The organism is Sunxiuqinia sp. sy24 (assembly GCF_052677165.1).
On record NZ_JBQYLH010000006.1, the window covers coordinates 11,499 to 38,197 of the forward strand.

28 protein-coding genes are annotated in these 26,699 nt (G+C 43.1%); 21 read left to right on the forward strand and 7 right to left on the reverse strand.

The genetic code is table 11. The features are described from left to right. The first annotated feature begins 87 nt into the window (after nt 1-87). The 15 genes from ACUNWA_RS06865 to ACUNWA_RS06935 all read left to right on the forward strand — a co-directional run bounded on the left by ACUNWA_RS06865 (nt 88) and on the right by ACUNWA_RS06935 (nt 11,827). Nucleotides 88-432, forward strand: coding sequence for a hypothetical protein (locus ACUNWA_RS06865; protein ID WP_445591150.1), 345 nt, complete (start codon nt 88-90; stop codon nt 430-432). Next, on the forward strand, nt 432-842 hold the full coding sequence (locus ACUNWA_RS06870) for an ATP-binding protein (RefSeq protein ID WP_445591151.1): 411 nt from the start codon (nt 432-434) through the stop codon (nt 840-842). The genes ACUNWA_RS06865 and ACUNWA_RS06870 overlap by 1 nt, the downstream gene beginning before the upstream one ends. Further along, a complete protein-coding gene (locus ACUNWA_RS06875; RefSeq protein ID WP_445591152.1) occupies nt 842-2,218 on the forward strand; it encodes a [Fe-Fe] hydrogenase large subunit C-terminal domain-containing protein in 1,377 nt (458 codons plus the stop codon). Before ACUNWA_RS06870 ends, ACUNWA_RS06875 begins: the two co-directional genes overlap by 1 nt. Further along, nucleotides 2,205-2,546 carry a DRTGG domain-containing protein gene (locus ACUNWA_RS06880; protein ID WP_445591153.1) on the forward strand — a complete coding sequence of 114 codons (342 nt, stop codon included), beginning with the start codon at nt 2,205-2,207 and terminating at the stop codon, nt 2,544-2,546. Before ACUNWA_RS06875 ends, ACUNWA_RS06880 begins: the two co-directional genes overlap by 14 nt. Beyond that, entirely contained in the window at nt 2,543-3,286 is a 744-nt protein-coding gene (locus tag ACUNWA_RS06885) for a PHP domain-containing protein (RefSeq protein WP_445591154.1), read from the forward strand. The genes ACUNWA_RS06880 and ACUNWA_RS06885 overlap by 4 nt, the downstream gene beginning before the upstream one ends. Further along, nucleotides 3,283-3,831 carry an ATP-binding protein gene (locus tag ACUNWA_RS06890; protein ID WP_445591155.1) on the forward strand — a complete coding sequence of 183 codons (549 nt, stop codon included), beginning with the start codon at nt 3,283-3,285 and terminating at the stop codon, nt 3,829-3,831. Before ACUNWA_RS06885 ends, ACUNWA_RS06890 begins: the two co-directional genes overlap by 4 nt. Before the next feature lie 90 nt (nt 3,832-3,921). Next, entirely contained in the window at nt 3,922-4,317 is a 396-nt protein-coding gene (locus ACUNWA_RS06895; RefSeq protein ID WP_445591156.1) for a (2Fe-2S) ferredoxin domain-containing protein, read from the forward strand. A 14-nt stretch (nt 4,318-4,331) separates the two neighbouring features. After that, nucleotides 4,332-6,125 carry an NADH-ubiquinone oxidoreductase-F iron-sulfur binding region domain-containing protein gene (locus ACUNWA_RS06900; RefSeq protein WP_445591157.1) on the forward strand — a complete coding sequence of 598 codons (1,794 nt, stop codon included), beginning with the start codon at nt 4,332-4,334 and terminating at the stop codon, nt 6,123-6,125. Between the two features lie 20 nt (nt 6,126-6,145). After that, nucleotides 6,146-7,891: an NADH-dependent [FeFe] hydrogenase, group A6 gene (locus ACUNWA_RS06905; RefSeq protein ID WP_445591158.1), complete on the forward strand. Its 1,746-nt coding sequence runs from the start codon at nt 6,146-6,148 to the stop codon at nt 7,889-7,891. A gap of 69 nt (nt 7,892-7,960) precedes the next feature. Then, the gene (gene nuoE / locus ACUNWA_RS06910; protein ID WP_445591159.1) at nt 7,961-8,467 is read left to right on the forward strand and encodes an NADH-quinone oxidoreductase subunit NuoE; all 507 of its coding nucleotides are present in this window, start codon (nt 7,961-7,963) and stop codon (nt 8,465-8,467) included. A 316-nt stretch (nt 8,468-8,783) separates the two neighbouring features. After that, nucleotides 8,784-9,221: an Hsp20/alpha crystallin family protein gene (locus tag ACUNWA_RS06915; protein ID WP_445591160.1), complete on the forward strand. Its 438-nt coding sequence runs from the start codon at nt 8,784-8,786 to the stop codon at nt 9,219-9,221. Nucleotides 9,222-9,384: 163 nt separating this feature from the next. Beyond that, a complete protein-coding gene (locus ACUNWA_RS06920; RefSeq protein WP_445591161.1) occupies nt 9,385-9,834 on the forward strand; it encodes a hypothetical protein in 450 nt (149 codons plus the stop codon). A 59-nt stretch (nt 9,835-9,893) separates the two neighbouring features. Further along, nucleotides 9,894-10,340, forward strand: a complete 447-nt coding sequence (locus ACUNWA_RS06925) for an Hsp20/alpha crystallin family protein (protein WP_445591162.1) — start codon at nt 9,894-9,896, stop codon at nt 10,338-10,340. A gap of 82 nt (nt 10,341-10,422) precedes the next feature. Beyond that, nucleotides 10,423-11,349 carry a DnaJ C-terminal domain-containing protein gene (locus tag ACUNWA_RS06930; protein ID WP_445591163.1) on the forward strand — a complete coding sequence of 309 codons (927 nt, stop codon included), beginning with the start codon at nt 10,423-10,425 and terminating at the stop codon, nt 11,347-11,349. Nucleotides 11,350-11,452: 103 nt separating this feature from the next. After that, nucleotides 11,453-11,827 carry a hypothetical protein gene (locus ACUNWA_RS06935; RefSeq protein WP_445591164.1) on the forward strand — a complete coding sequence of 125 codons (375 nt, stop codon included), beginning with the start codon at nt 11,453-11,455 and terminating at the stop codon, nt 11,825-11,827. 4 nt (nt 11,828-11,831) lie between these two features. Here the strand turns inward: ACUNWA_RS06935 and ACUNWA_RS06940 are convergent, their stop codons facing one another. From ACUNWA_RS06940 to ACUNWA_RS06950, 3 genes are all read right to left on the reverse strand, one after another. After that, the gene (locus ACUNWA_RS06940) at nt 11,832-13,259 is read right to left on the reverse strand and encodes a RapZ C-terminal domain-containing protein (protein ID WP_445591165.1); all 1,428 of its coding nucleotides are present in this window, start codon (nt 13,257-13,259) and stop codon (nt 11,832-11,834) included. 219 nt (nt 13,260-13,478) lie between these two features. Continuing rightward, on the reverse strand, nt 13,479-14,411 hold the full coding sequence (locus tag ACUNWA_RS06945) for an endonuclease/exonuclease/phosphatase family protein (RefSeq protein ID WP_445591166.1): 933 nt from the start codon (nt 14,409-14,411) through the stop codon (nt 13,479-13,481). 104 nt (nt 14,412-14,515) lie between these two features. After that, nucleotides 14,516-14,977 (reverse strand): DUF4268 domain-containing protein, encoded by a 462-nt coding sequence (locus ACUNWA_RS06950; protein WP_445591167.1) that lies wholly within the window; start codon nt 14,975-14,977, stop codon nt 14,516-14,518. A 230-nt stretch (nt 14,978-15,207) separates the two neighbouring features. Here ACUNWA_RS06950 and ACUNWA_RS06955 point away from each other — a divergent pair, with 230 nt between their 5' ends. Continuing rightward, nucleotides 15,208-15,585: a hypothetical protein gene (locus tag ACUNWA_RS06955; protein WP_445591168.1), complete on the forward strand. Its 378-nt coding sequence runs from the start codon at nt 15,208-15,210 to the stop codon at nt 15,583-15,585. A 71-nt stretch (nt 15,586-15,656) separates the two neighbouring features. Continuing rightward, entirely contained in the window at nt 15,657-17,930 is a 2,274-nt protein-coding gene (locus tag ACUNWA_RS06960; protein WP_445591169.1) for a TonB-dependent receptor domain-containing protein, read from the forward strand. A 217-nt stretch (nt 17,931-18,147) separates the two neighbouring features. Here ACUNWA_RS06960 and ACUNWA_RS06965 read toward each other — a convergent pair whose 3' ends face one another. The 3 genes from ACUNWA_RS06965 to folP are packed head-to-tail and all read right to left on the reverse strand — an operon-like array spanning nt 18,148 to nt 20,802. Next, the gene (locus ACUNWA_RS06965; protein WP_445591170.1) at nt 18,148-19,233 is read right to left on the reverse strand and encodes a mechanosensitive ion channel domain-containing protein; all 1,086 of its coding nucleotides are present in this window, start codon (nt 19,231-19,233) and stop codon (nt 18,148-18,150) included. Next, nucleotides 19,220-20,017: a diadenylate cyclase CdaA gene (gene cdaA / locus ACUNWA_RS06970; RefSeq protein ID WP_445591171.1), complete on the reverse strand. Its 798-nt coding sequence runs from the start codon at nt 20,015-20,017 to the stop codon at nt 19,220-19,222. Before cdaA ends, ACUNWA_RS06965 begins: the two co-directional genes overlap by 14 nt. Next, nucleotides 20,014-20,802 carry a dihydropteroate synthase gene (folP, locus tag ACUNWA_RS06975; protein ID WP_445591304.1) on the reverse strand — a complete coding sequence of 263 codons (789 nt, stop codon included), beginning with the start codon at nt 20,800-20,802 and terminating at the stop codon, nt 20,014-20,016. The genes cdaA and folP overlap by 4 nt, the downstream gene beginning before the upstream one ends. Before the next feature lie 178 nt (nt 20,803-20,980). Between folP and ACUNWA_RS06980 the strand changes: the two genes are divergently transcribed. The 4 genes from ACUNWA_RS06980 to ACUNWA_RS06995 all read left to right on the forward strand — a co-directional run bounded on the left by ACUNWA_RS06980 (nt 20,981) and on the right by ACUNWA_RS06995 (nt 24,732). After that, the gene (locus ACUNWA_RS06980) at nt 20,981-21,547 is read left to right on the forward strand and encodes a DUF1599 domain-containing protein (RefSeq protein ID WP_445591172.1); all 567 of its coding nucleotides are present in this window, start codon (nt 20,981-20,983) and stop codon (nt 21,545-21,547) included. 5 nt (nt 21,548-21,552) lie between these two features. After that, nucleotides 21,553-22,710, forward strand: a complete 1,158-nt coding sequence (locus ACUNWA_RS06985; RefSeq protein WP_445591173.1) for a BT_3928 family protein — start codon at nt 21,553-21,555, stop codon at nt 22,708-22,710. A 283-nt stretch (nt 22,711-22,993) separates the two neighbouring features. After that, on the forward strand, nt 22,994-23,410 hold the full coding sequence (locus ACUNWA_RS06990) for a gamma-glutamylcyclotransferase family protein (protein WP_445591174.1): 417 nt from the start codon (nt 22,994-22,996) through the stop codon (nt 23,408-23,410). An 80-nt stretch (nt 23,411-23,490) separates the two neighbouring features. Further along, nucleotides 23,491-24,732, forward strand: a complete 1,242-nt coding sequence (locus ACUNWA_RS06995; protein ID WP_445591175.1) for a PQQ-binding-like beta-propeller repeat protein — start codon at nt 23,491-23,493, stop codon at nt 24,730-24,732. A gap of 116 nt (nt 24,733-24,848) precedes the next feature. On the opposite strand, the gene ACUNWA_RS07000 is transcribed toward ACUNWA_RS06995, so the two are convergent. After that, nucleotides 24,849-26,507, reverse strand: a complete 1,659-nt coding sequence (locus ACUNWA_RS07000) for a diphosphate--fructose-6-phosphate 1-phosphotransferase (RefSeq protein ID WP_445591176.1) — start codon at nt 26,505-26,507, stop codon at nt 24,849-24,851. Between the last annotated feature and the right edge of the window lie 192 nt (nt 26,508-26,699).

The following is a 26,699-nucleotide window of genomic DNA, read 5'->3' on the forward strand; positions in this document are numbered from 1 at the left end:
ATTTTATCAACCGACGCATATTCCCTCCAAATGTTGCTTCCTTTTGACAGTTTTGGGTGATATTTGCAAAAATCGTTTTTAAGCACCATGCAGATCAGTAAAATTTGCCAACTTTTATCCGCCCAAATCATTTGCGGCGAAGAACACGCTACAGCCAACATTGAAAGAGGTTATAGTTCTGACTTAATGAGCGATGTCCTGACTCTTGACACGGACAATCTGCTTCTGATTACTGGTATGTGTAACCTGCAAGCCATCCGAACCTCCGAAATGGCTGATATCCGGTTCATTGTATTTGTCCGTAACAAAAAGGCAAACGATGAAATGCTGGCTCTTGCTAAGGAAAACAGCCTGTGCATTTTGGAGTCCCCTTTTACTTTATTTAAGGCCAGTGGCATCTTGTACCAGGCAGGCTTAAAACCAGTTTATTAATGAAACTGGAGTTCTATATAGAAGGAGGTAATTTCACGCGTGCCGGCCATGCTGCCAGCGAGGTCAAGAAGATGCTCAAACAATTGGGTATAGAGGCCCGAAGCATCAAAAACATTGTGATTGCCCTTTACGAGGCCGAAGTAAACGTGGTAGCTCATGCTTACGAAGGCCAGATTCTGGTTCATATTGAAACGGATAAAATAACGATAGAAATCATTGATAAAGGCCCCGGAATACCAGATATTGAGTTGGCCATGCAGGAAGGTTATTCCACAGCCAGCAAAAAAGTCAGAGAGATGGGTTTTGGCGCTGGAATGGGGCTTCCCAACATCAAGAGAAATACGGATGAATTTCATATTGAGTCAATAGTAGATACTGGAACAACACTTAAAATGATTAATCACTTTTAATGTCACCTGCTAAAAGATATCACGCGTTAACCATTGATGAGCAAAAATGCATTGGCTGTACGCATTGCATGAAAGTTTGTCCGACCGAAGCCATTCGGGTAGCCGGAGGTTTGGCTGAAATCAGAGCTGACCGCTGTGTGGATTGTGGTCATTGCATGCGGGCGTGTCCAGTTAAAGCCATTTATGTGGAGCAGGATGACTTAAAAAATATCCAATCGTTTAAATACCGCGTGGTTCTATTTCCAGCCGTTATGATTGGCCAGTTTCCGGAGAAATATACCGAAGACCAGATTTATGCAGCACTGCTTAAAATTGGCTTCACCCATGTGTTTGAAGTCGAGCAGCCCATTGGAGTCTTAAAGACCTCCATTAAAGAATACTGCCGCAAATCACCCGACAACCGGCCGCACATTTCTACTTTCTGCCCAGCCATTGTTCGTCTGATTCAAATTCGCTATCCATCGCTAACCGAAAATCTGATTAAGCGGAAAGCGCCACACGACCTGGTAGCCCATTTTGCCATCAACGAACTGAAAAAGCAAGGTGCCCTCGAAGAAGAAATCGGTCTGTTTTACGTCACACCCTGCAATGCCAAAATTAGCTCGGTGAAAAGCCCCGTAGGTGAAAAAAAATCCATCGTGGACGGCATCATCAACATGGATGCTTTGTATAACCGGGTGATGAAAGCCATTGATGATAACGAAGCGGCAGATACCAGCGCCCGGCGCCAAAACCTGACAAGAGATGGTATTTTATGGAGCTTGACACGCGGCGAAACCAGACATTTTGGGGAACGCAATATGGCTATCGATGGCATACACAATGTCATCCGCTTTTTGGAGCGGCTGGAAAATGAAGAAGTGCCGGACATTGATTTTCTGGAGCTACGGGCTTGCGACCAAAGTTGCGCCGGAGGCATTATGATGACCGGAAACCGGTTTTTGACCGTTGAACGGTTGGAGCGACGCGCCAAGCGCTATCCTCCAGCCTGGAAACTTCAAAACACGCCGGCTATTAAAGAATCAAAACAACTAAAACAAAAGTTAGTCGCCGATCAAATAACCCCCAAACCTGCTTTTAGCCTGGATCAGGATCGAAAACGAGCCCTCGAAAAGATGGCCCGGGCTCAGCGGATCATCTGCTTTTTGCCAGGCATCGATTGCGGTGCTTGCGGAGCGCCCAACTGTCAAGCTTTAGCCGAAGACATGGTCAACGGCCAAGCCAAAATGTCGGATTGTATTTTCCTGCAACAAATGTGGGAAAACGAAGGCAAAATCGACACCAAAAAAGCCTTACGCAATGTCGAAAAAAAATGGGGAGAGAAACGGTTTCAGGCAGACTGCAATAAAAGAGGACGAAGAAATGAAGGTTTCTGAATTAATAGAAAGACTGGATTTAAAAGTAATTTCAGGCGAGAAAGGTCTCGACCGTGAAATCAACGGAGCTTACGTCTCCGACCTGCTAAGTGATGTTATGGGTAATGCCTGCGAAAACCAGGTGTGGATCACCCTGCAAGTGCATCAAAATGTGATGGCAATCGCCTCGCTAAAAGACCTGGCTGCCGTAATTTTGGTAAAAGGGCTGCAGCCCCACCAAAGTACGATCGCCCATAGCAAAGAGGAGCAAATCCCCTTGCTGTCCTCTTCTGATTCAACTTTTGATTTAAGTGGAAAATTGCATGCCCTACTGAAAGAAAAAGGATGAAAAAATTTCGGGCAGACTTACATATTCACACGGTTTTATCGCCTTGTGCCGATCTGGAGATGAGCCCGGACATAATTGTCCAGCAAGCTATCGACCGGGGCGTCAACATTTTGGCGGTTACCGACCACAACTCAACCAGGCAGTGCGCCATGGTAAAACAACATGCCGAAGGAACCGGTTTGTTGGTGGTCAATGGATGCGAAGTCAACAGCCGGGAAGAAATTCACGCAATTTGCCTGTTTGAAGATGATTATACCCGAAATAAGTTTCAACGATTTCTGAATCAATACTTACCCGAAATCCCCAACCGACCGGAATACCATGGACATCAGGTATTACTTGACCATAAAAACCAAATAACCGAGTATTTACCTCACTACCTGGGTAGTCCTCTTCAAATTGACATAGAAAGCATTGAAAAATATACACACCAGCTGAACGGCCTTTTTATACCAGCCCACATTGATCGGCCCATTAACAGCCTATACAGTCAGTTGGGCTACCTGCCTTCCGACCTTCATGTTGATGGATTACAAATCACCCAATATACCAACGAACAAACCGTTCGAAAGCAGTACGATATACATCCCGAAACCAGTCTGATAACCGCGTCGGATGCGCACTATCCCCATGACATTGGGGCAGCATGCACTTCCTTTTATCTGTACGAACCTACATTTCAGGAAATGCGCTGGGCTTTGAATCAAAAAAATGGTCGTTTCGTAAAAATTGAATCATGAACGAACTCGCTCTGCATATCCTCGATATTGCGCAAAACTCCATTCGGGCCAAAGCCCACTTGGTGGAAATTCGACTTGAAGAACAGCCTGCGGAAGACCGTTATTCAATCGTCATAGAAGATGATGGACATGGCATGAGCACAGCCCAACTAGAGCAGGCGTCCAATCCATTTTTCACCACTCAAACCACCCGAAAAGTGGGGCTTGGACTTCCCCTACTGAAGCATAACGCCGAGCAAACAGGAGGGAGTTTTCATCTTCATTCCGAAGAAAAAAAAGGCACACAGCTACATGTCAACTTTGGCTTTCAACATATCGATCGCCCAATCTTGGGAGACATGGCCGGAAGCTTGTTGATTTTGGTGAGCAACGAGAACAATACCGAAGTGCACTACACGCATCAAACCCCAAAAGGGAAGTTTGAATTTGACACCCGCGAAATCAAAAAAGAATTGGATGGCATAGCCATTTCAACACCAGAGGTAAGAAATTTTCTGCTGGAAATGATACGCGAGAATTTAGAACAAATTCAAATAAGCGAATAATGATAAAAATTAGATTTTAAATGTCTTAATCATCGGACATTTGAACACAAGATAACTCGCTGATTAAAAACAAAAAACAACGATACAAATATGACAAAAGTCAAATCACTGGCCGACCTCAAAAAATTGAAAGAGGAGGTCCAATCTAAAATTAAGCTGCGGGAGAAAGGAGACCATCCGGAAAACCTGATCCAGATTAAAGTTTCGATGGCTACTTGCGGAATCGCTTCCGGAGCCAAAGACACCATGAACCATTTCATCGAAGAGCTCGACCACCAAGGAATTGATGCCCTGATAACCCAAACGGGATGTATGGGCTATTGCTATGCCGAACCCACCATTGAACTTACAATGCCTGGAAAAGAGCCAGTAATCTATGGTTATGTTGACAAAACAAAGGCTCAGGAAATCATTGACAAACACATCAAACTTAACGAACTGGTCGATGGAATCATCCCGGTAAGTTATAAAACCATTGACGAATAAAAATTACGCAACGAATGGCTGACTATAAGATGCACTTGCTGGTTTGCGGAGGCACAGGCTGTAAAGCTTCCCAAAGCGGACCAATCAAAAACAATTTTCAGAACCAACTGGAAGAGATGGGGCTGGAACAAGATGTTCAGGTAATTCACACCGGATGTTTTGGTTTCTGCGAACAAGGCCCGATTGTAAAAATCCAACCTGACAATACATTTTACGTTTCGGTAACCCCTGACGACACCAAAGAAATTATTGAGGAACACCTGGTCAAAGGGCGTAAAGTAGAACGCTTACTATACACCGATCCAAACACACAAATGCCCATAACGGAAAGCAAAAACATGGACTTCTACAAGAAACAAGTTCGTATTGCTTTGCGAAATTGCGGGTTTATCAACCCTGAAAATGTGGAAGAATACATCGGCAACGATGGTTATTCGGCATTAGGCAAATGTCTGGAAGAACTGACTCCCGAACAGGCCATTGAAATCATTATGGATTCGGGGCTGCGCGGCCGTGGTGGCGGCGGTTTTCCTACCGGATTGAAATGGGACATTACCCGAAAAGTAGAGAACGAACAAAAATATGTGGTTTGTAATGCCGACGAAGGAGACCCCGGTGCCTTCATGGATCGCTCCATTTTGGAGGGCGACCCGCACACAGTTATCGAAGCCATGGCCATTTGTGGCTACTGCATTGGTGCCGATAAAGGCTTGGTGTACATCCGGGCTGAATACCCACTGGCAATTCAACGCTTAAAAACAGCACTTAACCAAGCTCGTGAATATGGGTTGCTGGGCAAAAACATCTTAGGCTCTGATTTTAGCTTTGACATTGAAATCAGATATGGAGCCGGAGCCTTTGTTTGCGGTGAAGAAACAGCGCTGATCCAATCGATGGAAGGAAAACGTGGCGAACCAACCTTTAAACCACCGTTCCCTTCAGAGGAAGGTTATCTGAGCAAACCCACCAATGTAAACAACGTGGAAACTTTTGCCAATATTCCTCCAATCATCAACAAAGGAGCCGCTTGGTTTAGCAGCATTGGTACTGAAAAATCGAAAGGCACCAAAGTATTTGCACTGGCTGGGAAAATCAACAATGTGGGCCTGATTGAGGTGCCCATGGGAACAACCTTGCGCGAAGTAATTTACGATATTGGCGGTGGTATAAAAAACGGAAAAGAATTTAAGTCGGTGCAAACCGGCGGACCATCGGGTGGCTGCCTGACCAAGGATTTCCTGGATACGCCTATCGACTATGACAACCTGCTGGCAGCCGGCTCCATGATGGGATCCGGAGGAATGATCGTGATGGACGAGGACGACTGCATGGTGTCAATCGCCAAATTTTATCTGGAATTTACCCTCGATGAATCGTGTGGAAAATGTACGCCTTGCCGGATTGGAAACAAACGACTCCACGAAATTCTGGAGAAAATTACCGAAGGCAAAGGTGCCGCCGAAGATTTGACTAAACTGCGTATGCTTAGTCATGTCATCAAAGACACTTCGCTTTGTGGACTGGGGCAAACTTCTCCTAACCCGGTGCTTTCAACCCTCGACAATTTCATGAATGAATATGAGTCGCATGTCAATGATAGCACTTGTCCGGCCGGCCAGTGCAAAGCGTTGCTACAATACCATATTGATGATGAAAAATGTACCGGATGCACTTTATGCTTCCGAATTTGTCCGGTTGGCGCAATTTCCGGAGAAAAACGCGGTCCACATTACATCGACCAATCGCTGTGTATCAAATGTGGGGCATGTTTCGAGAAGTGTAAATTCAATGCCATAAAAATTGCCTAATACTCAAAACAACTCTGGAAATGATCAATTTAACCATCGATAAAAAACCCCTGGTCGTCAAAAAGGGGACTACCATTTTAGAAGCAGCCTCAAGCATTGGCATTGACATCCCAACACTATGCCACATGAACCTGCACGACATGAATATTGAAAACAAGCCCGGTGGCTGCCGGGTTTGTGTGGTCGAAGTCACAGGCCGCCGAAATCTAGCTCCTGCCTGCTGCACCGAAGTGGCTGAAGGCATGGAAATCAGTTCGCACTCCATTCGGGCAATCAATGCTCGTCGGACAGTTGTTGAGCTGATTCTGTCTGATCACCCATCAGACTGTCTGGTGTGTGCCAAGTCGGGCAACTGCGACTTGCAGGATATGGCTCATCATCTTGGAATTCGGGAAGTTCATTACCAAGGCGAACAATCGCACTACCGCGAAGACACCAGCCCGGCCATTATCCGCGAAATGGATAAATGCATTCTTTGCCGCCGCTGCGAAACCATGTGCAACGAAGTACAAACCGTTGGCGTGCTTTCAACCATCAACCGTGGCTTCCATTGTGTGGTATCACCTGCGTTCGAAATGAACCTGGATCACTCCTCCTGCACCTATTGCGGACAGTGTGTGGCCGTTTGCCCTACAGGGGCGCTAACCGAAGTGGATGAAACCGGAGCGGTGATCCGCGCCCTCTCCGACCCCACCAAAACGGTGATTGTGCAAACTGCTCCGGCAGTGCGTGCAGCCTTGGGTGAAGAGTTTGGAATGGAAGCCGGAACACTGGTAACCGGAAAAATGGCTGCCGCCTTACGTCGACTCGGATTCGATTATGTGTTTGACACTGATTTTGCTGCCGACCTGACCATCATGGAAGAAGGAACGGAATTGCTTGGCCGCCTCAACAAATACCTGGCCGGCGACAAAGAGGTCAAATTACCTATTCTGACTTCATGCTGCCCTGCCTGGGTAAAGTTTTTTGAGCACCAATTTCCAAACCTGAAAGATATTCCGTCAACAGCACGCTCGCCACAACAAATGTTTGGTGCCATTGCTAAAACGTATTTTGCCGACAAAATGCAGGTAAAACGCGAAGATCTGGTAGTCGTTTCCATCATGCCCTGTGTGGCTAAAAAATACGAAAGCAGCCGCGATGAATTTGCCGTAAATGGCAATCCAGATGTCGATCATGCATTAACGACCCGCGAACTTGCTCAGCTTATCAATTTGGCCAACATCGATTTCAAATCCCTGCCCAATGAAGAATTCGACCAACCCATGGGCGAATCAACTGGTGCCAGCGTTATTTTCGGAACAACTGGAGGTGTAATTGAAGCAGCCGTGCGCACCGCTTACGAAGTGCAAACTGGCAAAACTCTGGAGCGCCTTGACTTTGAAGAATTACGCGGCATGGAAGGACTTCGAAAAGCAACCATCGATTTTGATGGATTACCTATCAATATTGGTATCGCACACGGATTAGGAAATGCGCGTAAGTTACTGGAAGAAATAAAAGCCGGTAAAAGTGAGTTTCATGCCATTGAAATCATGTCGTGTCCCGGAGGATGTATTGGCGGCGGTGGCCAGCCTTATCATCACGGCGATGTGGAAGTTTTGAAAAAGCGTCAAAAAGCAATTTATGCCGAGGATAAAAGTAAAGCCATTCGTAAATCACACGAAAATCCGTACATCAAAAAACTCTACGATGAGTTTTTGGGTGAACCTTTAAGCGAAAAAGCACATCACCTCCTGCACACCAAGTATTTTGACAGAAGCTGAAGCAAGTCTTGAGTATCGAGTTTAAAAATTACGAGTATTCAAAGAGGAACTGAATTAAAAAAAAAGACAATGCCAAAAATAAAACTTTCCGAAAAGACCATTAGCCAGATTAAGGAGATCTGTGCTCAGTTTGATAACCAGGAAGGAGAACTAATCAATGTACTGCACCAGGTACAAAGCAAGCTGGGCTATTTGCCAGCTGAAGTGCAGGAAGTAATTGCCAAAGAACTGAAGATGTCGGTTGCCAAAGTATATGGTGTAGTAACCTTCTATTCGTTTTTCACCATGTTGCCCCAAGGAGAGCATCCCATTTCAATTTGCATGGGAACGGCCTGCTACGTGCGAGGTGCCGAGCAGGTGTTAACGGAGTTCAAGCGTCAGCTCAATATTGAAGTTGGCCAAACTTCTCCCGATGGTAAATTTTCACTTAGTAGCCTAAGGTGCGTAGGTGCCTGTGGTTTAGCTCCGGTGGTTACCGTTGGCGAAAAAGTCTATGGACGGGTTTCACCACAACAGGTTGGTAAAATCATTGCGGAATATCAGGAAGGATGTCCTTCCGAAGCACAATCAGCCTAAGTCAACATAAAGCAATGCCTGAGCTTGTTTGGGAGTTTTACACGCCCGAAACAAACTTAGGCATACTTCACTCCTACCCTTTTCACGTCCATTCCTCTCCCTATAATCCACGCCTTCATTTCCCTGCTAACAAACTGCCATATTGACACTTAATGCATGAATCTTTCTTCCAATGCAATCGTAATTAAAAGCATGAAAACACTGAACAAATGACAGGTAAAGTTTGAAAAAATGTCTATCAAAAAGCACTGGCACTTATTTTGATTTTTTCAAGTTGAAATTAAATGTCTAACTAAAAAGTATGGAGGATAAAATTATGGCACTACCAACATTTTCAAATCAGTACCCGGATTTATTTGACCGCTTATTTGACCGCAATTTATTCGATTGGTCAAACCAAAATTACTCAACCACCAACACAACCCTTCCCGCAGTTAACATCAAAGAAGATAACGATGGGTTTGAAGTTGAAGTGGCTGTTCCGGGCTTTGATAAAAAAGATTTCAAAGTTGATCTGAACAACAATCTGCTGACCATCTCTTCGGAAAAAAAAGTGGAAGACGAAACCAAGGAAGGCCAGCAATTTACTCGCAGAGAATTTAGCTACCAATCATTTTGCCGGACATTTACCTTGCCCGATACAGTAAAAACAGACAGCATTGTGGCTAAATATGAAAACGGCATCTTACGTGTAGAAATTCCTAAAAAAGAAGAAGTAAAACCCAAGCCACCAAAGCAAATTGAAATTAAATAGAAATTGATTCATCTCTGTTAACGGAGCGTCCGGATGCTTGGACGCTCTTGAATAAACCGCTCATTCACTGGTCGTAATTTAGGCCATGGACGATCGCTTGAACGCATAAAAAGACAGCTTGCAGTTGCCAACTTAATTGTCTAACCACAAAACACGAAAGACTATGAAGTACATTGGCTTATCAACAACGCTTTTACTCTTTTTGCTTAGCAGCTGTTCCGGTCAACCCCGTTCGGACCAAATGGAATCACTGGATTCGATAACACCCAAAACCGACATCGTTGTTAACCGGCAATTCGATGAAAACGGAAACCTTATCCGGTACGACTCAACGTATACGCAGTTTTACAACAGTGTTGAACAAGACAGCCTTATGGCTGACAGCATCTTGAATGAATTTAAAGATCGCTTTAACTTGCAGTATCCGTTCTCTGACAGATCGTATTTCAACGATTTCTTTTTTCAGGACTCCTTGCTGCAATACGATTTTTACAAGAAGAATTTTTTCTACGAACGGTTTCAAAACAACATGAAGCGAATGGACTCTCTTTTTCAGGAAATGGATTCCATGAAGAATCGCTTTTTCATGGACCAGTTTCCGCAAAACAAATAAGCTTTTCCCCTTGGGGATTACTAAAAGATAAAGTTTAACGATTAAAAACGGAGGTTGTTATGAATGGAATTAGAAAACATGAAAACTTACCACTCTGGCCAAAATTGTTCAATGACTTTTTTGACCGGGACTGGATGAATTTCTCAACCCGCAACTTTTCAAATACCAATACGACACTTCCTTCCGTAAACATCAAGGAAGACGACAATGGGTTTGAAGTTGAGATGGCTGCACCGGGCTTTGAAAAGAACGATTTCAAAATCGATCTGGACAATAGCATCCTCACCATTTCTTCAGAAAAAAAAGTGGACAGCGAAACCAAAAAAGGACAGCAATTTACCCAACGTGAATTCAGTTACCAATCGTTTAGCCGTTCATTTACACTTCCACAGTCAGCTGAAAGCGACAAGATTACGGCCAGCTATGCCAATGGTATTTTAAAAATCTCTATTCCGAAGAAAGAAGAAGCCAAACCGAAACCAGCCAGAAACATTGAAATTAAGTAATGGAAGGCGGAACCTGTCTTCAGTTTAAAGGGGTGCTCCGTCAGGGAACACCCCTTTTTTATTGATTCGCAAACAAAAGACAATGCAATACAAAGATTACTATAAAATACTGGGAGTTGATAAGAATGCCTCGCAGGCTGAAATCAAAAAAGCCTACCGTAAGCTGGCAATCAAGTATCATCCGGATAAAAATCCCGGGGATAAGGAAACCGAGAACCGCTTTAAGGAAATCAATGAAGCCCATGAAGTACTCAGCAAACCCGAGAAGCGCAAAAAATACGACGAGCTGGGCGAAAACTGGAACCGCTATGGACAAGCAGGACCGTATGGCAGCGAAAATCCATTTGCTGGTTACCGACAGCAAGGCCAATCATTTTATTCGGAAGAGGATTTGAATGATGTTTTCGGAGGTTTTGGTTCATCCGGCTTTTCTGATTTTTTCGAAGCCTTCTTTGGTCACGGAAGACCATCAGGCAGATCAAAAAGAAATTTTAATTTCAGAGGGCAAAACCTGAATGCACAGCTGCCACTTAGTCTTGAAGAAGCCTTTCATGGCACCAGCAAACTCATACAGCTACAGGACGAAAAAATCAGGCTAAAAATTAAACCCGGAGCCTTCGATGGGCAAGTGCTGCGCATAAAAGGAAAAGGAGGAAAAGGAAGTGATAAAAGCAATCAGGGCGACTTGATGGTAAGCGTGCAGCTAATGCCACATGACACCTTCGAACGAATAGACGATGACCTGAAAACACGCCAACAAATCAGTCTATTTGATGCCGTACTCGGAGGAGAAGTCCAGATCAATACCATGGATGGCAAGATTAAAATCAAGATTCCGGCCGGAACAAAAAATGACAAAGTGCTACGGGTAAAAGGCAAAGGAATGCCGGTTTATGGTAAACCCAGCCAGAGAGGCGACCTGCTGGTCCAACTTCAGGTAATAATTCCAGATAGACTGACCCCCACCCAGAAAGAACTGTTTGAGAAACTTCGCCTAAGTTTTAACTAAAAAACAGGATATACCCCATATTCCAAAGAAGATCTATTCTGTTTTTATTGACTTTCAAATATCGTTTAATCTAGATCCAACAAGCGTTAAAAATATGGACATCATGAAAAACTTAATTCATTATCCGCCCAACGAGGTCGAGTTGCTTAACACGCTGAATGAGTTGATGCATGACCGGGAGTTAAAATACCGATGTATCGACCTTTGTCAAGCCGGGATAGACGATGAAACGGAACTGCTTTCGGCCATTCAACATGCTAACCAAAGCTTGTTTCGCTCTGGCCTGAATCCACACCACTACATCAAACCACTTTTTGTCACCGCTCTTGAAAGCGGACAAACTTATCACGACTGGAAAATGAGCGAAGCCGGCTTTTTGTTGGTATTTTTCAGCGCCAACCAGTCAAGCCGAAAGTTCAACCGATGTAAAATTGCCCTCATAAATCGCTTGCTCGAAGATGCAGACCGCTCAGACTAAACAGCTAAAAGTCTTGCTCCCGATGGGTCAGAATAACATTCAAATCATATTTTTCTTTGAGATAAGCGGCTAACTGTTCGGCCGAATAAACCGAACGATGCTGGCCTCCGGTGCAGCCAAAACTGACACCTAAGTGGGTAAAACCTCTTGATAGATACATTTGCACCGATTGATCAACCAAAGCATAAACATGGCTTAAAAAATCAGCAATCTCAGATCTGGATTCCAGAAAATCAATCACCGGCTGGTCTTTTCCCGTAAGCTGCTTGTATTCTTCGTAACGCCCGGGATTATGGATCGCCCGGCAGTCAAAAATAAAACCGCCACCATTGCCTGATGGATCTGCAGGCAATCCTTTTTTATACGAAAAGCTGCAAACCCGAACAGTCAATTTTCCTTGCTGCACACCAATCTTTTTCAAAAATTCAGATTCACTTACGGCTTCTAGCACCTTGAAAAGCTCCGGCAAGGCAATCGTTAGATTATTGTTCTTCAACAAATAGCGCAGGTTCTCCAAGGCGAATGGAATACTTTTCAGGAAATGTTCTTTCTTCTCATAGAAACCACGAAACCCATAAGCTCCCATTGCCTGCATAATCCGAATCAAGGCATAACCGGTAAAGTAGGCCTTAAACTCCTCCCGATCAATAGTAATGTATTTTTCCAGTTCATCAAGATAGAACTCTAACAATTTGTTGCGGATGGCTTGCGGAATATCGGCCTTGGCATCGTAAAGCAGCGATGCTATATCGTATTGTAAGGCTCCTTTACGTCCGCCTTGGTAGTCTATAAAGGCCACCTTATTATCATGAAGCATGATGTTGCGCGACTGAAAATCGCGAAACAGGAAAAAATCATTTTCAGCAGCCAGCAGGTAGTTGCTGAAACTCTGAAAATCATCTTCCAACGCTTGCTCATCAAAAGGTATTTTAGCCAACTTCAGAAAGTAATATTTGAAGTAATTCAAATCCCACATCATCGACTGCTTATCGAAAGCCGCCCGGGGATAGCAGAAATCATAATTAATCCCTTTCCCAGCGGTGATTTGCAACTTGGGAAGCTCCATCAACACCTTTTTATACACGTTGACAATCTTCTCCGAAAAACCTTCTAACTCGCGCGTCCGACTGAGGTACTCAAATAAGGTAAGGTCTCCCAAATCTTCCTGAACATAACAGGTTTTCTCTGAATTGACGGTGAAAATTTCCGGAACCGCCACTCCCTGTCTAAAAAAATGATCGGAAAACTCCAGGAAAGCGGTGTTCTCTTTTACATCCTGATTCCAGGCTCCTATTGCCTGATGATTCGCACTTTTAATGCGGCAATATTCGCGGTACGAGCCCGATGGTGGCAATACTTCAAAAGCAGTCATTTCTTCCTTGAAATGGCCTTCATAGAGTCGAATGATTTCTTCCTTTATAGTTAAGTCCAAAGCGTTCTTTTTTTAATCATGAAAAACAAAGATAACAGAATTTAGTAGCTCTCAATTTAAATTTGAACTCCTCTTTTAGCCCTTCTTACCCAATTGTTGCTTCCGCTAAATGCTCCCTCATGAGCAAAGTCATGCTAGCTTTTCCCATACAACGATAAGACCAACAGACAATCGCACGAAAACGAGTACCTCTGAATAAAACCAGTAGTGAAGGCACACTTAATCGACTCTAAAAATCGCAACAACCGGATAATGATCGGAAAGCTTCCAATTGGGTTTCCCGTTAGCGACCCAAGCATCAATACATTGCTCTTCCATTTCAGGCGAAACCAAGATGTAATCGATTCGCTCTAACCTGGCATCCAGTTCATCAGGAGATTCATTGTTAACCACTCCGAGAGCCCTGCCCGGAAAACTTCCCCGCTGAGCAATTCCCTGCGTATGCTTACGAACCACATCACCTAAAGGCAAGGCCAGAAAAGAAGAAATTACCGCATAATCAAAATCGCCGTTAATCAAGTTACCTTCCAGTCCTTTTCCTTTATCGCCCTTTTTCATTCGAGTCAACAAAGGGCCATTTTGATCATAAAGGTCAGCATCATAGGGAGAATGCGCATTGAAATCGCCCAGCACCATAAAACGGGAATTCTGCTCACGAATTGCCTCGATTTTGCTTGTTAGCAACTGACACTCATCCCTTCTCCGTTGAATACTTCCGGGATGCAGGTGAACCACCAAAAAGTCAACGCCATTGGTTTGACAATGCAGCGCTCCGTGATGTAGCCCTTCAAAAAGCTTTTCGTTCAACTCAATTGGGAATCGCGAAGTAAGACCAACGGAATAGCCCGTTGTTTTTAGCAATACCGAATAAGGATGCCCCCATGATTTTGCATCTTCCTCCAACTTTTCAGGAGTATACATGCATAGTTCCTGCAAGGCCACCACATCGGGCTGTTGTTCAGCCATCCACTGTTGCAGTTCAACACGTCGGGTAGCATCCTTTCCCCAGTCAAAACCATTCCAAATGTTGTAGCTAATCACTTTTAACTGATCTTTGGGGGATTGAGAAAAACCTGAATTAGTTGCTCCCAGCAAAATAGCCAAAAGCAACAGCAAGCGAGAGGTCATTTTCGTTCTGCTTTGAATGTTCATATTTTAAAAAGATATTAACTCAGATAACCGTCAGTGGCTTCTGAAACTTTGCAGCATCTAAAATAAGAAAATCTACCGATAACTTTTTGCAGCTCTCCTTCAGATCAAAGCTCCTCTTTCAGCACATCGCGAATATCCATAAAATTAGATTCGAGCCAAAGCATATTATCGATGAGAAAGTTGTAAATATCGGGCCATTGGTTTTGCCGGTGAATGTCGAATCCCTTCTGCTCAACAAATACCCGGCACACTTCTTCTCCGCTTTCGCGAACATACAGGAAATCCCACTCCAATCCATCTTCAAAACCATTTTCGAGAATGGGCTTGTACTTTTGAAGTTTTTCAAAAATCTCCAACCGCTTTTTTTCATTGCGATGATTGACTTCAATGATCACTTTGGCTGATTGTCGATCCACCTCGAATTTCAAATCCAGACCGGTAATTTTAGTATCGTAGAGCACCCACTTTTTATTTCCATCTTGCAATTCGGGAACAAGCTTACATCGCTTCCCAAAGAGAATCCAGAATTGCTTACGTAGTTGCTTGGCTTCTTCTTGTGTATACATCAAAAAACAATTGAGCGACAAAAATACATTCGTTCTTTGGAACCAGAAACAGAAAAACAATCAATTTTATCAATCCACTCTTTTTCGGTTATCCCATGGCAGCATCGCCCTAGACCAGAAGTGACTTTATTTTGAACAAATGAGCACATTAGCCTGAACAAATCTCCCTTTTCATTGTCTCTGAATAAAAACCAGAAGATATACAGTTAACCTTTTTCAATAACATTTACATGCTGGGAAAGCAAATAATCTCCATCCTGATTGTTCTGGCCATCGGCTTACATTTGTTTGCCGAACTGGGTATTTATTTCTCCTTTAAACTGAATCAAGATTGCATTGCGGAGTTTCTCTGTATTGAAAAAGACGTTCCGGAGTCAACTTGCCAAGGGTGTTGCCAGCTAAAAAACAAGCTGGAAGAACACGAAAAGCAAAAACAGGAAGCCCCCCAATCAGAAAATAAGAAATACGAAATCCAATTATTTGCCGATGATTATGGAATAGTGCAAGAGCAATTCCCCAACTCTGAGATCATTGGCAATCAAATCGTCTACTTTAAAGGAGTTTTGTTAGCCTATTCTCTGTTTCACCCTCCGAAAGATCAAGCCTGATTTTTTGTCGAATACGCTTTTTAGTTGCTAATCAGCACTAAAACCAATACAAACTCTTAATTCAACTCATAATGAATCAATTATTTGATCGCTTTAACAGAAGAATTGGGGTGATGCTTAGTTTGCTAATTCTAAGTTTTACAATGCAAGCGCAAACGCCCCTCTTAAAACTTGTTGATGAAGATACCCGTCAATCTGTTGAAAATGCCAACTATGCCTATGGCTCAAAACAAGGCATTTCATCCATTGATGGAGAAATAACATTCGTTTTTCAAAAGGATGTTCCATTAATCATTTCACACATTCAATATGGAAAGCTTAGTTTTACGCCTGAAGAAGTTTCTCAAGCCATGAAAAAACAGGTCCTGGAGCTAAGTGCCAAAAGCCACAGCCTGCAACCTGTTACGCTTATAAGCATCCATCCGCAGGCCGGCAAACGCGAAAAGATGGCCTTCCGGGTACAACACCAACTGGCACACGATGCCGGTCAAATTCTGGAGCAGTTCAGTTCCATTTCAAGTATCCGGAAAAGCGGAGCCTATGGCTTTGATCCGGTTCTTCGTGGGTTTAAATATGACCAAATCAACCTGGTGATTGATGGCAGCCAGGGAGCGACCGCTGGCTGCCCCAACCGAATGGATCCTGCTTCAAGCCAGATTCCCCTTAACATGATCACTCAGGCGGAAGTCATGAAAGGCCCACACAGCTTGCGCTATGGAAACGCCTTTGGTGGAACCATCAATTTTAAAAGTGCCCCAGCTCGCTTTTCTGAAAAAGCCACGATTCAAGGCCGGCTGGGAACCAGCTACGCAACCAATGGAGAGATCAGCCGATCGGAAGCCGTCATTGGCCTTACGTCCAAAGCTACCGACTTAAAATTATTTGGCTCGCTGTCCACTGGAAAAGAATACACCGATGGCGATAATATGGAAATTCCAGCAGAGTTTTACCGCACCAATGTAGGTGGGAAAATGGGACTAAAAATCAGCGAAACACAAACGATGAGTTTACTGCTTTCGAATAATTATGCCAAAGATGTAGACTTCCCTGCCCTGCCAATGGATTTAAGAAAAGATGATACCTGGCTGGTCAATTTGGGTCACAAGGCCTTGTTTTACAACGGGGCACTTTCATCGTGGAACACTACCGTATACGCCACAAAAGTAGATCATTTGATGGACAACCACGACAAAATGATGAATCCACGGATGGTGGATGCCAACACAGCTGCTCAAACCAACAATGCCGGAGGACGAACCGAACTTCGGTTCGATTTTGAAAAGGATTGGCTCTATGCCGGAACCGGCATGCGTGTTGAGAATGCCGAGGGTACGCGCGAACGTAACATCCTGATGGGTCTCATGGCCGGAAAAACAATACTGGATAATGTATGGCAAGATGCTCTCATCCGGAAGAATAGTGCTTTCGCAGAATACCACCACCAAGGCGATGCCTATCACCTGGTTTTTTCCGGCCGTTTGGAACTAAACCATGCTGAAGCTCGTGAGCTAGATGAGAACTTCGCATCAAACTACAGCAACCTGAATTCCGATATCCTTAACCCGGCGCTGAGCTTGGGGGGAACAAAAACGCTAACCAACAACATCTCCTTCAGCTTATGGATGGGAATGGCCCAGCGAAGTGGAAGTTTGGCCGAGCGTTACATTAACTTGTTTCCTATCGGACTGGATCCCTATGAAATGCTTGGCAATCCAGGCTTGAAAGCGGAAACCAACAATCAGCTTGATTTGATTTTCGATTACAAAACCGAACAAACCAATGCAACCATCAACCTGTTCGCTTCCTTCCTATCCAATTACATTTCTTCGGAGATCAGAAACGATTTGCAGCCGCGCATGGCTACTGCAGCCGGTGTGCGACAATTCATTAATATTGATGATGCTCGAATAAGTGGTCTTGAAATAAGCTGGCAACAACTGCTGGGAACGCATTTTCAGCAGGTAGCCGAGCTGGCTTACACCCACGGAGAAAATACAACGACCAATGAGGCCTTACCCGAAATTCCGCCCATGGAATTCCGCTATCGACTACTTGGATCATTCGTCAAAAAGAAGCTGCGAACAGAATTGCACTTTCGCCATGCTTTTGAGCAAAACCGAATTGCAACAAGTTATGGTGAAACAAAAACACCAGCTTTCAATCGGATAGACCTGAAAGCATCGTATACCTTGACCCAGCAACTCCATTTCTCGGTAGCCGCTCAAAACCTGTTCGATGAAGCTTATTACGAACATCTTTCAAGATCAGTGAGAAGTGCAGAGAATCGACCTCTTTATTCGCCAGGGCGGAGTTTTTACTTTAGTCTGAGTTATAATTTTTTATAGATCCCAATTGACTCGCCGGGTGACTTGATGCTACCCGGTGAGTCAATTTCAAGCCACTTAGACAATGTGGATATGCAATAGAGGCAAATCAACCTGCAACAAGGCCTTACTTGTTTTGTTCAAATTTGGAAGCCATTAAATTGAGCTAAAATCAAAGAATCTCCTTACTGTTCATTTCCACCCGCGATTTCGATCTTCAAACCGCCCAGCGTATTAGTTAATCAAAATCTTTACTTTTAAAATGAAGATCACGCTGAGGAAATGGAATTTCAACCTTGTTTTCCCGAAACTGCTTGTCGATATCAAAGCGCAAATCACTTTTAATATTTTCAACCAGAAAGTCATTGCCAGTCCAAAAGTACAGTTCAAAATCGAGCGATGATTCACCAAAATCTTTGAAGCGAACAAAGGGAGCAGGCGTTTTTACAACTTGTGAATGTTCCTTGGCCACTTGCAGCAAAATTCGTTCAACTAATCGGACATCCGATCCGTAAGCGACACCTACGGACACATAAAACCGGGTTACATCAGCATTATGACTCCAGTTAATTACTTCCTGGCCGGTAAACCGGGAATTGGGAACAATGATAATCACATTGTCGCGTGTAAGAATCTTCGATACACGGAGACCAATATCCAAAATACGGCCAACAACCCCTTCCAACTCCACCACGTCATTAACTTTCACCGAACCATCAAAAAGAATAATGATTCCAGAGAAGAAGTCGTTGAAAATATGCTGCAGTCCAAATCCTACACCAATTAATAGGGCAGAAATACTGGCAATCAAAAGGGTAACTTTAAACCCCATCGTTCCTATCAAAACGATGATTCCAACCAACCAAATAAGGTATTTTACAATTTGTAGAAATGATTTCCCTCTGCCAATATCAAGCTTCTTATTTTCAATACGCGTATCAAACCAATACTCTACGGCAAAAGAAAGCCCGTTGATAATATATAATAATATGAAAACAATGAAGATATTGTAGATTCGAAGCTGAAACTTCTCATCTGCGTACAGTTCATAATTAAAAACAGTGGACACCTGAACATTAAGCACTTTTAGAAATAAAAGCAGAAAGGTGATTCCCACAAAGAGCCTGGCCCCTTGATGTAAAAACCGATTGAATCGCAACGAGATATTGTTCTTAGCACTAAGTCGTTGAATCAGCCGTCGAAGCAAGCTCAGAACAAAAAAACAGAAAATAAACAGGGATACAATGAGGATCAAATCCAAAAGGTTGATTTCAAAACTACCGGACTGTAAGATTCGAATATCTTGTAGACTATTCAGCATCATCCACTTCTATAATTATATTTTCCAGGCTATTACTCAGTTCAATAACAGATATATTCTGCGTCAATTTTCCCTTTTGGGCAATAGAGATGTGACCATTTTCTTCAGAAACTACTATGGCAACAGCATCGGTACTTTCGGTAATCCCAACAGCTGCTCTATGACGCAGCCCCAACAAGGGATTGAGATCTTCTTTATTAGTTAAAGGCATAATGCATCGAGCCGCTGCTATTTTGTTGCGGTTAATGATCACGGCGCCATCATGCAAAGGTGTATTTTTAAAAAAAATTGTTTCAAGCAGGGCATCAGAAATCCGCGCATTAATTTTCTCCCCGGTCCGCACATAATCCTTCAATTCTGAATCCTGTGCAATGACGATCAAAGCGCCTGTTTTTGTTTTTGACATGTTTTCACATGCTCTTGAAATCATTTTCAAATGCTGACCGGAAGCTGATTTTGTCTTATCGGAGCTAAATAATTTCTCAACACTCAGAAAGCGATTTACTTGCGAATTACTACCAATGAGCAATAAAAAACGCCGGATCTCAGGTTGAAAAACAACAATCAGCGCTAAAATGCCGACCCCAATAAACTGCCCCATGAAAGAACCCAGAAGTTCCATGTTCAGAGCCCGAACCAAGAGCCAAAAAAGGTAAACCAAAAAAAGTCCGATGAAAATATTGAACGCTACGGTTCCCTTAATAAGCAAGTATAACTGATAGAGTAAAAACGCTACCAGTAAAATGTCTAAAACATCGAGAAATCGTAATGTTATAAATAGGTTCATAAGCTAGCTACTTCTTTCAGCTTGGTAAAAATCCGAACTGATTCTACGGCTTCCTTCACGTCGTGCACCCTCAGGATATCGGCTCCGCCAAGCAAGGCCATGGTATTAGCACTTATCGTTCCACCTAAACTGTTTTCTACATCCACGTCCAATAATTTTTGGATCATAGACTTTCGACTAACCCCAACTAAAACAGGCAATTGAAATACCTTAAAGGCATCCAGTCTGTTCAGTAGATCGAAATTATGGTCAACAGTCTTTCCGAAGCCAAAGCCCGGATCAAGAATCACATCCTTAACACCGGCCTTCGTCAAACGGCGAACGCGCTCAGAAAAATATTTTGAAATATCCTTAATGATATCATCATAGTGAGGATTATCCTGCATGGTTTGAGGATTTCCACGAATATGCATCAGAATATAAGGTAAGCCCAATTTCCCCACGGTGTCAAACATGTGCTCATCAAAATCACCACCCGAAATATCGTTGACAATGCAATCGCCACATTCATCAACAACCCGCAAGGCAACCCACGAGCGAAACGTATCGACCGAAACCGGAATATCCGGAAAGTGCTTACGCACCGCTTTTATGGCAGGTAGTAAACGCAACAATTCTTCCTTCGTTGAGATAGCGCCTGCCCCCGGACGTGTAGAAACCGCTCCAATATCAATAATTGAAACTCCTTCTTCTATCATCTGCTCGGCTCGTTGCACAATCGCATCTTCGCTTACATACTTGCCACCATCGAAAAACGAGTCGGAACTTACGTTTAAAATCCCCATCACAATAGGGTTACTTAGATCAATTAATTGACCATTGAGGTTAATCGAATGTTTTCGTTTAAAAAACTTACTCGTTGAACTTGTGACCAACATAAAACATAACAATTTGAGGAGTTAGACAATACCAATTACAAAAGTAAGATAAAGCCAACAAAATACGCATTTAATTTCTATTTTTATGGCCCAATATAAAAAGCACAACATGGAAAAAACCATTCAACAATACAACCACGTTATCGGAATTTGCGAAGATATCTTTCTGAAAAAGATGAAAGATTATGGTGTTGCCTGGCGAATCTTACGTCCCAGTTCAATGACCGACCAAATCTTCATTAAGGGTCAACGAATTAGGAGTATCGAAATGAAAGGAACCATGAAAGTAGCAGAAGACAGCCGTTCGGAGTACATCGGTATCATCAACTACTGTATCATGGCTTTAATTCAGCTGGAAAAAGGCATTGCCGATCACGATGACCTCAGCCACGAAGAAACGCATGAGCTATATCTGAATTACTTCAACCAGGCGAAAGACCTCATGCTCAATAAAAATCATGATTATGATGAGGCTTGGAGACAAATGCGAATCAGTTCCATCACCGACCTTATCTTAATGAAGATTAAGCGAACAAAGCAAATTGAAGACAACGCAGGACAAACAATTATCTCCGAAGGTATTGATGCCAATTATCTCGATATGATCAATTATGCTGTTTTTGCGTTAATAAAGCTTGAATTTAAAGAGTAAAAACAATGAAAACTTTTTGGCACATCGCACGCATCTCACTGGGCTTAGTCTTTATTTTTTCGGGTTTCGTTAAGGGAATTGATCCCTGGGGAATGGCCTACAAGTTTACCGACTATTTCAATGCTTGGGGCATGGAATGGCTCACGGAACTGGCTTTTCCAATCGGAGTCTTATTATCAGCCTCCGAATTTATTATTGGAGTGGCGCTTGTGCTAAATATTTTCATCTCCTTCTTTTCGCTTCTGAGTTTGATGATGATGGGCTTTTTTACGGTGTTGACCCTCTTCATCGCTATCAATAATCCGGTCACCGATTGCGGTTGCTTTGGCGATGCGCTGACTTTAACCAACTGGGAAACATTTGCGAAAAATATTCTTTTTATCGCATTTGCGATCGTGGTTTTTGCTTACCGGAAAAAATACAAGCCGGCAAATTTCCCACTGATAGCGACCATTATGGGAGCAGCAACCGTTTTTGTTTTTGCCTATCTGGTTGATTATTCCTACAATCACCTGCCCATTATGGATTTTCGTCCGTACAAGACCGGGGTAAATATTCCAGAAAGCATGCAGGTTCCCGAAGGAGCTCCAAAGGATGTTTATGAAAATACGTTTCACTATAAGAACAAAAACACCGGAGAGATCGAGGAATTTAACCAACAGAATTACCCTTGGCAAGACACGATAAACTGGGAATTTGTATCGATGGATGAACCCGTTCTTGTTCAAAAAGGCTATGAACCACCCATTCACAACTTTTTCATTGAAACGCCGGAAGGTGAAGACATCAAAGATTTCTTTCTGTATGATGAAAACTATACCTTTTTTTACATTGCCTATAACCTCGAAGAAACCGACTTATCTCAAATGGAAGCCATCAATCAACTGGCTGACCATGCCGAAGCGAATAACATGAATTTCATTGGACTGACCTCTTCATTAACGGAAAACATAGAGGAATTTCGATCTAGCAATGACATCCATTTCGAACTATTTAATGCCGATGAAATTACCCTGAAAACCATGATCCGCTCAAACCCGGGCTTGATGTTGATTAAAAATGGTACCATCATGGAGAAATGGCATTTTAACGATATTCCAAGTGCCGAAGAGTTGGATATGCAGTTGGCGTATTTCTCCAAGTTGGAGAACAAGCCGAATTAAGCCTTCAAACTGACAGACAAAGACTTTCACAAAATAACAAAACGATCTCGTTACGAATTTGGACAAAAAGATCCCCCGCCGGTAAGGTGCGAGGCCGCGATTTGGCGGGGGTTTAAATTGTTAATGAATAAACGAATTTACACAAATTTTGCTTCTTTCAGATAGTTCTGGCTAATTTTCACATTTTCAAAAGGATCCAAATCCCGAAAACTGTCTTGCTTGATTAATTAAATAGTTTGAAAACCAGCTCCTCATTTTTTAAATTTAACTAAATTGAATCCCAATGAGAGATTTCCAGCTTTTCACTTACGGAACAATTGCTGATCCGGATTTTTTTGAGGGACTGCTAAAACGAAAAGCAATCTATCGACAGGCACAGCTAAATGACTACCAATGCCTGACCAATCCAAGTACGGGTTATCTATTTGTAAAACCGTCAGTTGGCAAACAGGTCTCCGGAAAATTGGTCGATGTAAGCACCCAGGAACTTGACATCCTGGATCGCTGGGAAGAAGTTCCATTGTATAAACGAGAACTTAAAACAATTCGGAGCGAAACCGGGCATGAAAAAGCCTATGTTTACACGCAAAACCATGCGGATGGCGTTCCTATTCATTCTAATCATCCCCATGACCGAGCAAGCATCCTTCATGAAATTCAAGTTTTCCGGACTTGGATTGACAACTTGCTGATTGACTAGGATTTTTGAACGCTCACCTGTAATGCCCGCGAACTTTTTCATACTTGTAAAGAAAAAACTTAACCAATGTCTCTTAGCGTATGAAAAAGCTTCTCATTCTTTTCTCACTACCTCTTTTTTTTGCCTGCCAGCCCAAACCCGAAATCACCCAGTGGCGTGGTGAAAATCGTTCAGGCGCCTACCATGAATCTAATTTACTGGCTAGCTGGCCCGATAAAGGTCCTCAAATTGTTTGGGAAACGGAATCATTAGGCAACGGTTACAGTAGCCCAATAGTTAGCGACGAGTTTGTTTATGTTACCGGAGAAATAGACAGCCTTGGATACCTGTTCAAATTAGACCATAATGGCAATGAAATTTGGCGCTCCACCTACGGCAAGGAATGGACCACTAACTTTCAAGGCTCACGCGGTACTCCCACTCTAGTTAATGACCTGGTTTATATTTGTTCCGGACTGGGTGATATTTCCTGCCTGAGTGCCGAAACCGGAAACCGGTTGTGGTCTATAAATATGGTGACAGACCTCGAAGGAACCTTTCCTCGTTTTGGATTTTCGCAGGCTCTGGTGGTCAACAATGAGTGGGTTTATTGCCAACCCGGAGGCGAACAGCACAATGTGGTTGCCCTCAACCGTTTTTCCGGCGAACTGGTTTGGTCCAGAAGCTGTTTAGGAAAACGTCCCGGATACAACTCGCCCCTACTGTTTGAATGGGGCGAAAAAAAAATGCTGGCTACTTTTTCGGCCTACCATCTTCTGGGGCTTGATGCAGAAACCGGCCAGCTTCTTTGGTCGCACGAGCAAACCAACACCAAACCCGAAGAGCGGTCTCTCGGCAAAGGCGACACCCATGCCAACACCATCTTGTTTGATGAAGGCTTCATCTATTATTCGGCGGGCGATGGCAACTGTGGCGTGAAACTAAAGTTGAATGAAGATGGCACGACCATCGAACAACTCTGGCAAAATTCCGAGCTTGACAATTACATGGGCGGCCTTATTTTAGCTAATAATCACCTTTACGCCAGCAGCCACCGTCAAAATCAGTTTATTGCCATCGACTGCGAAACCGGAGCACAAACCGATAGTCTAAAAATCGGCCGGGGAACTACTATTCAGGCTGATGGTATGATTTACTTTTATAGCAACAAAGGAACGGTTTCGCTCCTTGAAGCAACTGCTGAAGGACTGAAAACACGAAGCTCCTTCAAACTAAAAAAAGGAAGCAAAGAGCATTTTGCCCACCCGGTTATCCATAATGGCCTGCTCTACCTTCGGCACGGAAATTATTTAGGAGTTTTTCAAATTCAACAGCAATCGTAGTAAGCACGGCTCTATCTACGCAGCAATAGCGTTCCTTACTGTAAAGCTCCTTTAGAAAATAAAAAACCCTCTGCAAACTGAATCCAGAGGGTTTTTGATATCGCTTAATCAGCAAATTACTTTGCTTCTTGTTCCAGTTTCAAGGTAACTGTCGTAAGGTCACAAACTTCGCTTGGCCCCCAGTATTGAATTGGTCCCGGGTACAAATAGCTGGTCTCAGTAGCCCACTTGTCGCGGTTGGCTAACAAGTATTTGTATGGAGCGCCATCCAGCTCAACCAAAGCTTTCTGAATTACCGGCTTCATGTGGCCATGACGTCTCTCCATGTTCATCATTTGCGTAATGGGCACTCCGCCAGCGATCCAATCTTCAGCCGGTGAAGTCGTATTACGCACACTTGACATATAACCTGTTTTTCCTTCACCGATCAACACAGATGCTGTTGTTCCTAAAGAGTAGCAGTAGTCTGCATCGAAATTCGAAGGAGCAGCACAACGACCTTCGTATCCGAAAAAGTGGTACTGAGTTCCGAATTTACCTTTAAACTCGCCTTTTTCTGCTAACTCAGCCAATTTGGCTTTCACCATTTCGCCCAACAGTTTTTCAGTCTCAATCAACGAAACCTGAACGTTTCCGTGTGGATCGCGGTCCAAAGTCAATTGGTTTGCAATCCCTGATGGCAATGAACGGAAAACAGCGGCTGATTCTGCTGAAATTTTTTCAGCAACCCACTCACGACGGTAGCTTCTTTTAACTCCCTGGAAGATTTCAGCGGTTTTAGTTCCTTCTGCCAGCAAATCATTCAATTCACCAATCAGAATTTTCATTTCAGGAATAAACTCAATTAATCCTTCAGGAATCAAAGCTACACCGAAGTTATCACCGTTTTCAGCACGTTTAATAACAATACTAGCCATGTACTCCACGATTTCGTCTAACGTTTGCTTTTTCTCAGCTACTTCTTCCGAAATCAGGGTGATGTTTGGTTGTGTTTGCAGGGCAGCTTCTAAACCAATGTGCGATGCTGAACGTCCCATCAGTTTGATAAAGTGCCAATATTTTTTTGCTGAGTTAGCATCACGCTGGATGTTACCAATCAATTCAGCATATACTTTTACGGCTGTATCAAAACCAAATGAAGTTTCAATCATTTCGTTTTTCAAGTCACCGTCAATTGTTTTAGGACAACCAATTACCTGAACACCTGCCTTTTTAGCAGCGTAGTACTCAGCTAACACACAAGCGTTAGTATTACTGTCATCGCCACCGATAACAACCAATGCTTTGATGTCCAATTTTTTCAAGATCTCAAGACCTTTGTCAAATTGAGCTTCTTCTTCCAACTTAGTACGACCTGATCCAATGATGTCAAAACCTCCGGTGTTACGGTAAGCTTCAAGGTATTCGGCAGTAATTTCAATGTAATCATGATCAACCAATCCTCCCGGACCACCCAGGAATCCATATAGTTTGCTATCAGCATTCAGTTTTTTAATTCCATCAAAAATACCTGAGATCACGTTGTGTCCACCGGGAGCTTGTCCACCGGAAAGGATAACACCAACATTTACAGCAGAAAATTTTTCAGCATCAGTACCTTCTTCAAAGGTGATGATAGGCATTCCGTAAGTGTTCGGAAATAAGTCTTTGATGTCTTCCTGATCGGCAACTGATTCTGTTGCAGTACCCTCTACAAGTTTAACGGCACCTTTCAATGATTTTGGAAGTTTAGGCTGGTATTGAGCCCTGGCTTTTTGTAATGCACTAATGGTCATGTTATTAATTTTTTAGGATCGTATTACTATTTAATTTTCGAATCATCTGCTGCAAAAATAACCCAAAATTGCAGTAATGGACATGTTGTTCTAGCGACATCCTATGATTTAAAGTAAATTTAAACCGAAAGCCCGAACAAATCAGCTTTTGAGTATCTCTGTACTTATAGAAAAAAAGAGTTGGTCTGATTA